The following is a 13,132-nucleotide window of genomic DNA, read 5'->3' on the forward strand; positions in this document are numbered from 1 at the left end:
CATGCGACTGATCGACCAACTGCAACGCCTCTACTGCCTGCCCCAACAGCGCGGCCACGTCCTGCCTCCGGGCGCGGCCGTCACCGCCCCGGCCCGCCGCCTTAACGCCGCCGACCTGGAACGGGGCCCGGCCGGCGAGGCCGCCATCGCCCTGCACCTGACCAGCCCGGAAGGCTACGCCCGGGCCCTGGTCATCGAATTTGCCCGCAGCACCCACTGGCCCCAGGCCGCCGCCCTCTACCAGGCCCTCACCGAGGAACTGGAACTACCGGCCCCGGCCGTGGCCGTCGGCGGCCCGGCGGGCTACCAGCTGTGGCTGTCCCTGGCCGAGCCCCAGCCCGTCGCCGCGCTGCAAGCCTTCCTCCAGGCCCTGGTACACAAGTATCTGGCCGACGTGCCCACCGCCGCCCGGCGCTGCTACCCGGGCGACGGTGGCGAGGGCAACGACTGCCCCCACCTGCCTCCGGCCCGGCTGGCCAACGAGGGCTGGAGCGCCTTCATCGACCCCACCATGGGCGCCATGTTCGCCGACGAGACCTGGCTGCCCATGGCCCCCAACGCCGACAAGCAGGCGGACATGCTGGCCGCCCTGAAAAGCATCAGCACCACGGATTTCCAGCGGGCCCTGGCGCAACTGCAGGCGGAGTCCGCCGCGGCCGTGGCTAACGAGCCGCTGGCCGAACCGCCCGCACAGCCAATAGCCAAGCCATTCTCCACGGCACCTGCCGCGACAGCCGCATCCCTGGCCGCTCCCAGCCTGGGCAGCCAGTTCAGCGATCCCCGGGACTTTCTCCTGGCGGTGATGAACGACGCCGGCGCCAGCACCGAGCAGCGCATCGAGGCGGCCAAGGCCCTGCTCCCCTATTTCCACGGACCCAAGCGCTGAACGGAGCCGCCGCGCCGGACGGCGCTCGCTTCTACCACCACTCTCCCACTACTCCCCCAACCACTTTCCATACCCTCCACTCCGCCGGAGCCAGCCATGAGCACCTTCACCAAAGTCACCCTGTATACCGATCACGACGGCTACGCCCGCTTCCGCGAGGAAGAAGTGCCCCTCAGCGAAGGCACGCCCCAGGCCATGCTCTCCGCCCTCACCCCGGCCAAGGCATGCCAGTTCCGCCAGAGCCCGGTGGGTTTCCGCAGCCAGTTCCACTGCACCACCGAAGAACAATGGCTGTTCGTGCTCGGCGGCGAAATGAAGATCGGCCTGCAGGACGGCAGCAGCCGCAACTTCAAGGCCGGCCAGCACTTCTACTCCGCCGACACCCTGCCCGCCGGCGCCACCTTCGATCCCAAGGTGCACGGCCACTGGAGCTGCCAGGTGGGCGACGAGCCCCTGGTGACCCTGTTCGTCAAGGTGTAAGGCCGACTCCCGGCAATCCCGTGGCGGCCGTGATGCCGCCGGTTGCAGACGCCAAAACGGCCGCAGCGATGCGGCCGTTTTCTTTTTGGGCGGCGGACTATACTGCCCGGACAGGTCGGCCCGGGCAGTCGCTTTTTTCCGCCCTCCTTCACCATAGCCATTGGCTATTTCGAATATTCGATTAATCAATTTTAATAATTACAGCCGATTCACTAGACTGCCTCATATCCGATCATCAACGGTTCACCCAAGGAGGAAAAAATGGCAAACGACACGAATCAAACCAAGCCCGCCGGCCAATGCCCGGTCATGCACGGTGCCCAGACCACCGCCGGCAGCCAGACCATGCAATGGTGGCCCAAGGCCCTGAACCTGGACATCCTGCACCAGCACGATGCCAAGACCAATCCCATGGGTGCCGGCTTCAACTACCGTGAAGAACTGAAAAAACTGGACGTGGCCGCCCTGAAGAACGACCTCAAGGCCCTCATGACCGACAGCCAGCCCTGGTGGCCGGCCGACTGGGGCCACTACGGCGGCCTCATGATCCGCATGGCCTGGCACTCCGCCGGCACCTACCGCATCGCCGACGGCCGGGGCGGCGCCGGCACCGGCAACCAGCGCTTCGCCCCCCTCAATTCCTGGCCCGACAACGCCAACCTGGACAAGGCCCGGCGCCTGCTGTGGCCGATCAAGAAAAAGTACGGCAACAAGATCAGCTGGGCCGACCTGATGATCCTGGCCGGCAACATGGCCTATGAATCCATGGGTCTCAAGACCTTCGGTTTCGCCTTCGGCCGGGAAGACATCTGGCATCCGGAAAAGGACATCTACTGGGGTTCCGAGAAGGAATGGCTGGCCCCCACCGGCGCCGAAGGCAGCCGCTATTCCGGCGAGCGGGACCTGGAAAACCCCCTGGCCGCCGTGATGATGGGCCTCATCTATGTGAATCCCGAAGGCGTGGACGGCAAGCCCGATCCCTTGAAGACCGCCCGGGACATGCGCACCACCTTTGCCCGCATGGCCATGAACGATGAAGAAACCGTGGCCCTCACCGCCGGCGGCCACACCGTCGGCAAGGCCCACGGCAACGGCAGCGCCGCCAACCTGGGCCCCGCCCCGGAAGGCGCCGAGCTGGAAGAACAGGGCCTGGGCTGGAACAACCACACCAGCCGCGGCATTGGCCGCGACACCGTGACCAGCGGCATCGAAGGCGCCTGGACCACCAACCCCACCCAGTGGGACAACGGCTACTTCAAGCTGCTGCTCGGCTACGACTGGTGGCTGCAGAAGTCCCCCGCCGGCGCCCACCAGTGGGAGCCCATCAACATCAAGGAAGAGGACATGCCGGTGGATGTGGAAGATCCCAGCATCCGCTGCAAGCCGATGATGACCGACGCCGACATGGCCCTCAAGTTCGACCCGGAATACCGCAAGATCGCCGAGCGCTTCCGCGACGACCAGGCCTATTTCTCCGAGACCTTCGCCCGGGCCTGGTTCAAGCTGACCCACCGGGACATGGGCCCCAAGGCCCGCTACTTCGGCCCCGACGTGCCCCAGGAAGACCTGATCTGGCAGGACCCCATCCCCGCCGGCCGCCGGGACTACGACGTGGCCGCGGTGAAGGCCAAGATCGCCGCCGCCGGCCTCTCCATCGGCGAAATGGTGGCCACCGCCTGGGACAGCGCCCGCACCTACCGGGGCTCCGACAAGCGGGGCGGCGCCAACGGCGCCCGCATCCGCCTGGCGCCGCAGAAGGACTGGGAAGGCAACGAACCGGCCCGCCTGGCCAAGGTGCTGGCGGTCTATGAAAAGATCGCCACTGAGACCGGCGCCAGCGTCGCCGACGTCATCGTCCTGGCCGGCAATGTGGGTGTGGAGCAGGCCGCCAAGGCCGCCGGCTTCCCGGTCGAAGTGCCCTTCGCCCCGGGCCGTGGCGACGCCACCCAGGGCATGACCGACGTGGAATCCTTCGAAGTGCTCGAACCCCTGGCCGACGGCTTCCGCAACTGGCAGAAGACCCACTACGTGGTGACGCCGGAAGAAATGATGCTCGACAAGGCTCAGCTGCTGCGCCTCACCGCCAGCGAGATGACCGTGTTGGTGGGCGGCCTGCGCGTCCTCGGCGCCAACCACGGTGGCAGCCGGCACGGCGTGTTCACCGAGCGGGTCGGCGTGCTCTCCAACGACTTCTTCGTCAATCTGACCGACATGGCCTACACCTGGAAACCCACGGGCCGCAACAGCTACGCCATCGTCGATCGCCACAGCGGTGCCACCAAGTTCACCGCCACCCGGGCCGACCTGGTCTTCGGCTCCAACTCGGTCCTGCGCGCCTACGCCGAGGTCTACGCCCAGGACGACAACCAGGAAAAGTTCGTGCGCGACTTCATCGCCGCCTGGACCAAGGTGATGAACGCCGACCGCTTCGATCTGAACTAAGGCACCAACCCCGCCGCCGCCCGCCTGGGTGGCCGGTGGGTCATCTACCCCAAGGCCCGGCGGCATCGCCCCGGGCCTTTTTCATGTGCAAGCGGTTGCAAGAATTGCCCGCATGACATTTAGCTGAACGACTGGCAAAATCAACGCGACATTGAATCAGTGTTGCGTATGGCCGCCATCTATCCCCTCGAATATTGCCGACGAGTTAACGGAAGCCTCCATCGGTCAGCATCCCAGGTTGCCGTGTTTTTCGGCTTATACGGCGTTCCACCGGCTTATATGGCAGTTTTGCCGTCCACTAATGAAATGGACTCCCCCACCCGCCCAGCGGGACACTGAAGGCATTGCAGCCAAAGTGCTGTGAGCTCGTGAAGGAGGTGTGCCATGAAGGTTGCTCGCGTTGGTCTGGATATCGCCAAGACAGTTTTCCAGGTCCATGGCGTGGATATGCAGGGCAAGACAGTGCTCAAGAAGACGCTTTCCCGCGGAGAAGTTCTCGCCTTTTTTGCCAATACGCCGGCCAGCCTGATTGGCATCGAGGCCTGTGCGGGGGCCCATTACTGGGCGCGTGAATTGATCAAACAGGGCCACGATGCCCGTCTGATGGCCGCCCAGTTCGTATCTCCCTACCGCAAGAGTGGCAAGAACGACGCCAACGATGCCGAAGCAATCTGTGAAGCCGTAGGTCGGCCGAACATGCGCTTTGTACCGGTCAAGTCGGAAGAGGCCCAAGCGGTGCTCGCCGTCCATCGGGTTCGAGCCCTGACTGTCTCTGAGCGAACCGCGCTGGTCAATCAAGTGCGTGGGCTATTGGGTGAATTCGGGATTGTGATCGGACAAGGTATCGCCCAGGCACGGCGACTGCTGGGCGAGATTGGCGCCGGTGGTCGTCAACTGCCACCCCTGGCCCGGGAAACCATTGGCGACCTGCACGACCGCCTACGCACACTCGACGAAAGAATTCTGGCTTACGATCGCAAGATATCGGCCTTGGCCAAGGCTTGCGAACCGGCGCGTCGGCTGATGGCCATTGAGGGCGTGGGCCCGGTGACTGCGACCGCGCTGGTCGCCAGCGTCGGCAATGCCAGCACCTTCAAGAGTGGCCGACAGTTTGCCGCCTGGCTGGGGCTGACGCCCCGGCAAAATTCCAGCGGCGGCAAGACGAAACTCGGTTCCATCAGCAAACGGGGCGATGTCACCCTGCGCACCTTGCTGATACACGGTACCCGCTCGGTATTGCGACTGACGACAGGCAGAACGGATCGAAAGAGCGTCTGGGCAGAAGCCCTCAAAGAGCGCAGTTGTACGAACGTGGCCGCGGTTGCACTGGCTGCCAAAAATGCACGTATCATTTGGGCAATGCTATCCCGTGGTACTGAATACCAGGTGGCAAGCTAAGGCTTGCTTTGATCCACCGATTGATCAGAACGATTCCCGCCTGAAGATTGCGAGCGAAATGAGTTGATGGGACAACGGTGCAGACCGACGTGGAACCAGCCTGATAACGTGTTTGGCCGCATCCAGGCCGCTCTACTAATGAGGCTTCCACGGAGCGAATGTCATCAGGGCCGATACCGACGGGTATCAAAGTAGGCCGGATAGATTCCTGCAGGCTGTTACCAAAGAACCAACCACTTGTTTCTTACTTGCAAATCGGGGGAGTCCATAGATTCACGTTGGGCCTCGCAATGACCACAACCGCCTCCCTGCCTGATTGGCTGATGCTTATGCGTCAGTGGCTGGAACAACGAATGGGAAACACCGGCATTACCTTGCCCTTTCTAGCTGGAGCCTTGGCGCTTAAGCGGGGTGAAAAGACTGTGTCCGCCGGTGAGCTTCGGTCATTGCTCGATCGAATGACATCGAACCCCATTCCGGGCCATTTCGTTGGTGTTCGAAGATGCGGAAGCATTCACGCGCCGGTGCTATCGTCTTTGCCGCTCAACGATCCGCTCATTCGGCAATGCGAGCTTTCTGCACCGGCCGGACAAGTTTCCTTTGCGTTCAGCCCAGACGCCATGTCTCCTTTTGGTGGCCTAGATTGCAACTGTGCCGCCGACTGCATTGAGAAGCTCGTTCAGTACAGCGCACCCTACACTGAGGCCGGCAATTTCTCGCGCGTCTACGACGAGCACACTAAAGGCTTCATCTATTCAACATTCCGCTTGAAGGAAGTTGAGTTCATCAGGAGCGTCTTGGGTGATTGACGCGCGCGGCCCAACCCATCACTCCACCGGACCTGCGCGAAAAGCCGCGCAGTCCGGTGAATTCAAACGTTAGGCGTCACAAAATACTCTCTACGCGATGCACCCCGACCTTCTTGCTTCCATTGAGCGTTTCCGAACAGAGATGGAGACCGTCGACGAGATGGCCCATGTCCTGCTCAAAGGCCACCTGCTTATCGAGGAGGGTCTGTCGGCTGTACTGGATCAGTACGTCTTCCATCGAGAGCATCTCGAGGAGGCACGCCTCACCTTCGCTCAAAAGGCCCACATCGCTCGGGCACTTTGCCTTCGTAAGAACACTCTTGGGGAGTGGGAGCTGGTTTTTGCAATCAACGCCCTCCGCAACAACCTGGCGCACAAATTGAATTCGCCTGAGCGCAGCAAGAGGCTAGCAAAGGTCAAAGATGTCTACTTCCGCGAGGCGGCGGGCTTTGAAAGAGTTGAAGAGGTCAAGAAGGAGTCTGATACGGTGGTGCTGTTCAACGCGTGTGCGCACTCCGCAGGTTTCTTGTCCACGTTTCTAGCTGACTCACGGGGTTTTCGCCAAATGGTGCATGCCATGGATCGGCAGCTCAACCCCAATTTGCCGCCGTTCGAGCTGTGAACAAGGCGACGCCTAACCCTTCCATCGAGGGGACGTCCAACATCAGGCTTTGCCTGCTGTCGGCCGCCCCTCATGTCAAACGTTAGCTCTACATTTCAAGCTCCCCGCCGATCCAAACTTACCAGTTCTGCCTAAGGCAGTTAGCCCCCGCTTTACCATTCGTCACAACCTCCATCTCCCCTAATGAAATGGACTCCCCCACCCGCCCAGCGGGACACTGAAGGCATTGCAGCCAAAGTGCTGTGAGCTCGTGAAGGAGGTGTGCCATGAAGGTTGCTCGCGTTGGTCTGGATATCGCCAAGACAGTTTTCCAGGTCCATGGCGTGGATATGCAGGGCAAGACAGTGCTCAAGAAGACGCTTTCCCGCGGAGAAGTTCTCGCCTTTTTTGCCAATACGCCGGCCAGCCTGATTGGCATCGAGGCCTGTGCGGGGGCCCATTACTGGGCGCGTGAATTGATCAAACAGGGCCACGATGCCCGTCTGATGGCCGCCCAGTTCGTATCTCCCTACCGCAAGAGTGGCAAGAACGACGCCAACGATGCCGAAGCAATCTGTGAAGCCGTAGGTCGGCCGAACATGCGCTTTGTACCGGTCAAGTCGGAAGAGGCCCAAGCGGTGCTCGCCGTCCATCGGGTTCGAGCCCTGACTGTCTCTGAGCGAACCGCGCTGGTCAATCAAGTGCGTGGGCTATTGGGTGAATTCGGGATTGTGATCGGACAAGGTATCGCCCAGGCACGGCGACTGCTGGGCGAGATTGGCGCCGGTGGTCGTCAACTGCCACCCCTGGCCCGGGAAACCATTGGCGACCTGCACGACCGCCTACGCACACTCGACGAAAGAATTCTGGCTTACGATCGCAAGATATCGGCCTTGGCCAAGGCTTGCGAACCGGCGCGTCGGCTGATGGCCATTGAGGGCGTGGGCCCGGTGACTGCGACCGCGCTGGTCGCCAGCGTCGGCAATGCCAGCACCTTCAAGAGTGGCCGACAGTTTGCCGCCTGGCTGGGGCTGACGCCCCGGCAAAATTCCAGCGGCGGCAAGACGAAACTCGGTTCCATCAGCAAACGGGGCGATGTCACCCTGCGCACCTTGCTGATACACGGTACCCGCTCGGTATTGCGACTGACGACAGGCAGAACGGATCGAAAGAGCGTCTGGGCAGAAGCCCTCAAAGAGCGCAGTTGTACGAACGTGGCCGCGGTTGCACTGGCTGCCAAAAATGCACGTATCATTTGGGCAATGCTATCCCGTGGTACTGAATACCAGGTGGCAAGCTAAGGCTTGCTTTGATCCACCGATTGATCAGAACGATTCCCGCCTGAAGATTGCGAGCGAAATGAGTTGATGGGACAACGGTGCAGACCGACGTGGAACCAGCCTGATAACGTGTTTGGCCGCATCCAGGCCGCTCTACTAATGAGGCTTCCACGGAGCGAATGTCATCAGGGCCGATACCGACGGGTATCAAAGTAGGCCGGATAGATTCCTGCAGGCTGTTACCAAAGAACCAACCACTTGTTTCTTACTTGCAAATCGGGGGAGTCCATAGATTTTCGTTAGCATGTCGGGCACGCTCTCCTGACGCCCCGCCATGCCTGCCTTTCTCCGCGCCCTCAATTCCCGCAATTACCGGCTCTATTTCGTCGGCCAGCTGATCTCCCTGGCGGGAACCTGGATGCAGCAGATCGCCATGGCCTGGCTGGCCTACCGGCTTTCCAATTCGGCTTTCGTGCTGGGCAGCGTGGGCTTTGCCAGCCAGATTCCCATCCTCTTTTTCTCCGCCTTCGCCGGGGTGTGGAGCGACCGGGTGGACCGGCGGCGCCTGCTTCTGCTGAGCCAGAGCCTTTCCATGGTGCAGGCCCTGGTGCTGGCGGTGCTGGCCTGGATGGAGTGGATCACGCCGGGGCTGCTGATTTTCATGGCCCTCTGCCTGGGCTGCATCAATGCCCTGGACGTGCCGGCGCGGCAGGCCATCGCGGTGCAGCTGGTGGACGACAAGGAGGATCTGCCCAACGCCATCGCCCTCAATTCCTTCCTCATGAACGCAGCCCGCTTCGTCGGCCCGGCCCTGGCGGGGTATCTGGTGGTGCTGATGGGGGAGGCGGTGTGCTTCCTGCTCAATGCCCTTTCCTACCTGGCGGTGCTGCTGGCTCTCTCGGCCATCCGCCTGCCGGCCCAGGGCCCCAGTCGGCCGGCGCCGGCCCTGGATGCGCTGAAGGAAGGCATCCGCTATGTGCGCGGGCATGGCCCGATCCGGCGCTCCCTGCTGCTGGTCTCCTGCATCAGCTTCCTGGCCACGCCCTATGCGGTGATGATGCCCCTCTTCGCCAGGGAGATTTTCGGCGGCGATGCGGGCACCTTCGGCCTGCTCATGGGCTGCGCCGGCGCCGGTTCCCTGGTGGCCAGCTTCTTCCTCGCCAGCCGCCGCGATACGGGCGGCCTGGAGGGCAAGGTGGCCCTGGCCGCCCCGGCAGTGGGAGCCGCCCTCACCTGCTTCGCTCTCAGCCCCTCCCAGCAGGTGGCCTACCCCATCATCATGAGCATCGGCTTTTGCGTCATCATCACCATCGCCGGCAGCAACACCCTGATCCAGACCCGGGTGAACAACGCCTACCGGGGCCGGGTCATGGCCATCTTCTCCATGGCCTTCCTCGGCATCGCGCCCCTGGGCAGCTTCATCGTCGGCAGCGTCGCCCATCAGGTGGGCATCCGCCCCACCCTGGCGGCCTGCGGCCTGCTGACCCTGGCGGCGGGGCTGGTATACCGCCGCCTGACCCGGGCCGCCTCAGCCCAGGAGCCAGTTGAGCAGGCCGCCGCCGAGCACCAGATGGACAAAGAGGGCGGCGCCCAGCAGCAGCGGCCGTAGGCCGGCCCGGCCCATGCGGGCCAGGGTGGTCTCCAGGCCCAGGGCAGCCATGGCAGCCGTCAGCAGCACCATGCCGCACTGGCGCAGGGCCGCCACCCCCCCTTCGGGCAGCAGTTGCAGGGAATTGACCCCGGCCAGCAGAATGAAGGCCACGGCAAACCAGGGCACCGCCACCGGGCTGCGACAGGAAGCACCCTCCGCCTCGGCCCCGCCCCGCCGCGCCAGATAGGCGCCGAGCAGGAGCAGGAAGGGCACCAGCAACAGCACCCGGATCATCTTCACCACCACCGCGCCACGGGCCACCTCCGGCCCCAGGGCATCGCCGATGGCCACCACTTGGGCCACTTCATGCACGGTGGAGCCGACGTAGCGGCCGAAGTCCAGATGCTGGGGGCCGATCCAGGCATACAGCAGGGGATAGAGGCCCATGGCCAGGGTGCCGAAGAGCACCACCGTGCCCACCGCCACCGCCGTCTTTTCCGCCGTGCGGGCTTCGTCCAGGCGCAGCACGGGCACCGTCGCCACCACCGCCGCGGCGCCGCAGATGGCGCTGCCGGCGGCGGTGAGCAGGGCCGTCTCCCGGTCCAGGCCGAGCAGGCGGATGCCGATGAAACAGCCCAGGGCCAGAGTGGAAGCCACCAGCAACACGTCCGCCAGCAGGCCGGCACTGCCCACGGCGACGATCTGCTGCCAGGAAAGGTTGAAGCCGTAGAGGGCCACCCCGGCCCGCAGCAGGTTGCGCTGGGCCAGCCCCAGGCCGGCGCGGCGGGCACCCTGGGCCAGGGCCGGCCAGCCGTTGCCAAGCACGGCACCGATGAGGATGGCCAGGGTCAGGGAACTGGCGCCGTAGCGCACCAGGCCGGCGCCCTGGGCCAGTCCCAGGGCCGCCACGCTGATGGCGGCCGCCAGGGCCAGGCCGGGAATCCACTGTCTCCACTGCCGCAGGTTTGCCATGGGTTTCTTTCACGAAAACGAACCTGGCGAACATTAGCCTCCGCTCATACAATAGGTAAAACCGATAATTCTTATTCAACACATCAGCCAAGCCGATGAAAATCACCCTGCGCCAACTGGAAGTCTTCGCCGCCGTGGCCAGCCACGGTCACGTCACCCGGGCCGCCGAGGCGGTGGCCCTGACCCAGTCCGCCGCCAGCATGGCCCTGGCGGACCTGGAGCGGCAGCTCTCGGTGCAGCTCTTCGACCGGGTGGGACGCCAGCTGCTGCTCAACGAGGCGGGCCGGCAGCTGCTGCCCCGGGCCCAGCAGGTGCTGGATCAGGTGCGGGAGATCGAGGCCGGTGCCGCCGGGTCCGCCGCCTTCGACCTGCACCTGGGGGCCAGCCTGACCATCGGCAACCACCTGCTGCCGCCCCTGGTGGCGGAACTGCAGCGGCGCCATCCCCAGGGCCGGGTGCGCCTCTCCCTGCACAACACGGAACAGGTACGGGCCGACCTGCTGGCCTTCCGCATCGACCTGGGCTTCGTCGAAGGGCCGGTGCAGGAGCCCCGCCTGCGGCGCTTTTCCTGGCGCCCGGACCGGCTCCAGGTCTTTGCCCCGGCGGGCCATCCCCTGGCCGGCGGCACCGCCACGCCGGCGGACCTGGCCGGGGCCGGCTGGGTGCTGCGGGAGCGGGGCTCGGGCACCCGGGAGGTGTTCGACCGGGCCCTGGCCAACGCCACCCTGACGCCCCGGGTGGCCCTGGAACTGGAACAGCCGGAGGCCATCCGCCAGTGCGTGCGGGCCGGCCTGGGCCTGGGCTGCCTTTCCCGCCTGGAGCTGGAGGATGCCTTCCAGGCCGGCTGGCTGGCCCCGGTGGCGGCCCCTTTCCTCAACCTGGAGCGGGACCTGCAGGTGCTGGTCCATGCCGAGCGGCACCTGAGTCCCGGGCTCCTGGCGGTGCTGGCCCTGTGCGGCATCGAGATTTGACCCGCATCAGAAAACCGGCGGCGCCAAGGCCTATGATGGAGACATCGTCCATCCATTGAGGAGAAGCGTCATGGCCCAGATGATGAAAGCCGCCGTCGTCCACGAATTCGGCAAGCCCCTGGTAATCGAGGAAGTGCCCGTGCCCGAGGTGCCGCCCGGGCAGGTGCTGGTCAAGGTGGTGGCCTCCGGGGTCTGCCACACCGACCTCCACGCCGCCGACGGCGACTGGCCGGTGAAGCCTTCCCTGCCCTTCATTCCCGGCCATGAGGGCGTCGGCTACGTGGCCGCCGTCGGCACCGGCGTCACCCACGTCAAGGAAGGGGACCGGGTCGGCGTCCCCTGGCTGCACACTGCCTGCGGCCATTGCGAACACTGCATCACCGGCTGGGAAACCCTCTGCGATTCCCAGCAGATGACCGGCTACACGGTGAACGGCGGCTATGCCGAATACGTGCTGGCCGATCCGGGCTATGTCGGCAAGCTGCCCGACACCCTGGAATTCGCCCCCGCCGCCCCGGTGCTGTGCGCCGGCGTCACGGTGTACAAGGGGCTCAAGGTGCTCGAATGCAAGCCCGGCGATTGGGTCGCCATCTCCGGCATCGGCGGCCTCGGCCACATGGCGGTGCAGTACGCCAAGGCCATGGGCTTCCACGTCATCGCCGTCGATGTGGCGGACGAAAAGCTGGCCCTGGCCAAGACCCTGGGCGCCGACGTCACCCTCAACGCCGCCCAGGTGGACCCGGTGGCGGAAATCCAGAAGCAGATCAAGGGCGCCCACGGCATCCTGGTCACCGCCGTCTCCCGCAGTGCCTTCAGCCAGGCCCTGGGCATGCTGCACAAGCGCGGCACAATGTCCCTGGTGGGCCTGCCCCCCGGCGACTTCGGCCTGCCCATTTTCGACGTGGTGCTCAACGCCAAGACCGTGCGCGGCTCCATCGTCGGCACCCGCAAGGACCTGGAAGAAGCCCTGGCCTTTGCCGGCGAGGGCAAGGTGAAGACCCACTACAGCACCGACCGGATCGAGAACATCAACGACATCTTCGGCCGCATGAAGGCCGGCCACATCGACGGCCGCATCGTGCTCAACATCTAGCCGCGCCAGTACCAGGGCAACGGCTGCCAGGCCGGCTCCCCGGAGCCGGCCTTTTTCATGACCGCCCGGGCCGCCCTAGGCGCCTTTCGTTGCCTCCGCCGCCCGCGCCTCCTCGGCCCGGTGGATGAGGCGCTTGCGCCGCTGCACCAGGTTCTGCAGCTGGGTCAGGCCGTAGAGCAGGGCCTCGGCGGTGGGCGGGCAGCCGGGGATGTAGATGTCCACCGGGATGATGCGGTCGCAGCCCCGCACCACGGAGTAGGAGTAGTGGTAGAAGCCGCCGCCGTTGGCGCAGGAGCCCATGGAGATGACGTAGCGGGGCTCGGCCATCTGGTCATAGAGCTTGCGCAGAGCCGGGGCCATCTTGTTGGTGACGGTGCCGGCGACGATCATCAGGTCCGCCTGGCGCGGGCTGGCCCGGGGCATCATGCCGAAGCGGTCCATGTCGTAGCGGGAGGTGGCGGCGTGGATCATTTCCACGGCGCAGCAGGCCAGGCCGAAACTGAGATACCAGAGGCTGTTGCTGCGCACCGCTTCGGTCAGGGTGTCGACCTGGGTCAGCAGATAGCCGTCGCCGTACAGGGTGGGAGCGTGTTGCACCGTCTTCTCCAG

Annotated in this window: 12 protein-coding genes; 10 read left to right on the top strand and 2 right to left on the bottom strand. The window is 64.6% G+C overall.

The window, feature by feature from the left end; all coding sequences use genetic code 11:
- Window position 1 precedes the first annotated feature (1 nt).
- The 8 genes from AZSP09_RS04855 (at window position 2) to AZSP09_RS04890 (ending at window position 9,505) form a co-directional block, all read left to right on the top strand.
- On the top strand, window positions 2-886 hold the full coding sequence (locus AZSP09_RS04855) for a hypothetical protein (RefSeq protein ID WP_152089354.1): 885 nt from the start codon (window positions 2-4) through the stop codon (window positions 884-886).
- Window positions 887-982: 96 nt separating this feature from the next.
- On the top strand, window positions 983-1,366 hold the full coding sequence (locus AZSP09_RS04860; protein WP_014237291.1) for a hypothetical protein: 384 nt from the start codon (window positions 983-985) through the stop codon (window positions 1,364-1,366).
- Between the two features lie 261 nt (window positions 1,367-1,627).
- The gene (gene katG, locus AZSP09_RS04865; RefSeq protein ID WP_152089355.1) at window positions 1,628-3,808 is read left to right on the top strand and encodes a catalase/peroxidase HPI; all 2,181 of its coding nucleotides are present in this window, start codon (window positions 1,628-1,630) and stop codon (window positions 3,806-3,808) included.
- 384 nt (window positions 3,809-4,192) lie between these two features.
- Complete coding sequence (locus tag AZSP09_RS04870; protein WP_152089232.1) at window positions 4,193-5,206, top strand: IS110 family transposase; 1,014 nt, start codon at window positions 4,193-4,195, stop codon at window positions 5,204-5,206.
- 290 nt (window positions 5,207-5,496) lie between these two features.
- A complete protein-coding gene (locus AZSP09_RS04875; protein ID WP_130458340.1) occupies window positions 5,497-6,015 on the top strand; it encodes a hypothetical protein in 519 nt (172 codons plus the stop codon).
- Between the two features lie 142 nt (window positions 6,016-6,157).
- Window positions 6,158-6,637, top strand: coding sequence for a hypothetical protein (locus tag AZSP09_RS04880; RefSeq protein ID WP_130458339.1), 480 nt, complete (start codon window positions 6,158-6,160; stop codon window positions 6,635-6,637).
- 266 nt (window positions 6,638-6,903) lie between these two features.
- The gene (locus tag AZSP09_RS04885; protein WP_152089232.1) at window positions 6,904-7,917 is read left to right on the top strand and encodes an IS110 family transposase; all 1,014 of its coding nucleotides are present in this window, start codon (window positions 6,904-6,906) and stop codon (window positions 7,915-7,917) included.
- A 313-nt stretch (window positions 7,918-8,230) separates the two neighbouring features.
- Window positions 8,231-9,505 (top strand): MFS transporter, encoded by a 1,275-nt coding sequence (locus tag AZSP09_RS04890; protein WP_152089356.1) that lies wholly within the window; start codon window positions 8,231-8,233, stop codon window positions 9,503-9,505.
- Here the strand turns inward: AZSP09_RS04890 and AZSP09_RS04895 are convergent.
- Window positions 9,425-10,459, bottom strand: a complete 1,035-nt coding sequence (locus AZSP09_RS04895; RefSeq protein ID WP_152089357.1) for a YeiH family protein — start codon at window positions 10,457-10,459, stop codon at window positions 9,425-9,427. The genes AZSP09_RS04890 and AZSP09_RS04895 overlap by 81 nt on opposite strands.
- A gap of 95 nt (window positions 10,460-10,554) precedes the next feature.
- On the opposite strand from AZSP09_RS04895, the gene AZSP09_RS04900 reads away from it, so the two are divergent.
- Window positions 10,555-11,430, top strand: coding sequence for a LysR substrate-binding domain-containing protein (locus AZSP09_RS04900; protein WP_152089358.1), 876 nt, complete (start codon window positions 10,555-10,557; stop codon window positions 11,428-11,430).
- 70 nt (window positions 11,431-11,500) lie between these two features.
- Window positions 11,501-12,523, top strand: coding sequence for an alcohol dehydrogenase AdhP (adhP, locus tag AZSP09_RS04905; protein WP_152089359.1), 1,023 nt, complete (start codon window positions 11,501-11,503; stop codon window positions 12,521-12,523).
- 75 nt (window positions 12,524-12,598) lie between these two features.
- On the opposite strand, the gene AZSP09_RS04910 is transcribed toward adhP, so the two are convergent.
- Window positions 12,599-13,102, bottom strand: a complete 504-nt coding sequence (locus tag AZSP09_RS04910; protein ID WP_232058880.1) for a NuoB/complex I 20 kDa subunit family protein — start codon at window positions 13,100-13,102, stop codon at window positions 12,599-12,601.
- Window positions 13,103-13,132: the final 30 nt, after the last annotated feature.

The organism is Azospira sp. I09, assembly GCF_009177135.1.
Lineage (GTDB): Bacteria > Pseudomonadota > Gammaproteobacteria > Burkholderiales > Rhodocyclaceae > Azospira > Azospira oryzae.

Coding starts and splice junctions, on each gene's coding strand:
- AZSP09_RS04855 (WP_152089354.1), top strand. CDS start 2: ATGCGACTGATCGACCAACTGCAACGCCTCTACTGCCTGCCCCAACAG.
- AZSP09_RS04860 (WP_014237291.1), top strand. CDS start 983: ATGAGCACCTTCACCAAAGTCACCCTGTATACCGATCACGACGGCTAC.
- katG (WP_152089355.1), top strand. CDS start 1,628: ATGGCAAACGACACGAATCAAACCAAGCCCGCCGGCCAATGCCCGGTC.
- AZSP09_RS04870 (WP_152089232.1), top strand. CDS start 4,193: ATGAAGGTTGCTCGCGTTGGTCTGGATATCGCCAAGACAGTTTTCCAG.
- AZSP09_RS04875 (WP_130458340.1), top strand. CDS start 5,497: ATGACCACAACCGCCTCCCTGCCTGATTGGCTGATGCTTATGCGTCAG.
- AZSP09_RS04880 (WP_130458339.1), top strand. CDS start 6,158: ATGGAGACCGTCGACGAGATGGCCCATGTCCTGCTCAAAGGCCACCTG.
- AZSP09_RS04885 (WP_152089232.1), top strand. CDS start 6,904: ATGAAGGTTGCTCGCGTTGGTCTGGATATCGCCAAGACAGTTTTCCAG.
- AZSP09_RS04890 (WP_152089356.1), top strand. CDS start 8,231: ATGCCTGCCTTTCTCCGCGCCCTCAATTCCCGCAATTACCGGCTCTAT.
- AZSP09_RS04895 (WP_152089357.1), bottom strand. CDS start 10,459: ATGGCAAACCTGCGGCAGTGGAGACAGTGGATTCCCGGCCTGGCCCTG.
- AZSP09_RS04900 (WP_152089358.1), top strand. CDS start 10,555: ATGAAAATCACCCTGCGCCAACTGGAAGTCTTCGCCGCCGTGGCCAGC.
- adhP (WP_152089359.1), top strand. CDS start 11,501: ATGGCCCAGATGATGAAAGCCGCCGTCGTCCACGAATTCGGCAAGCCC.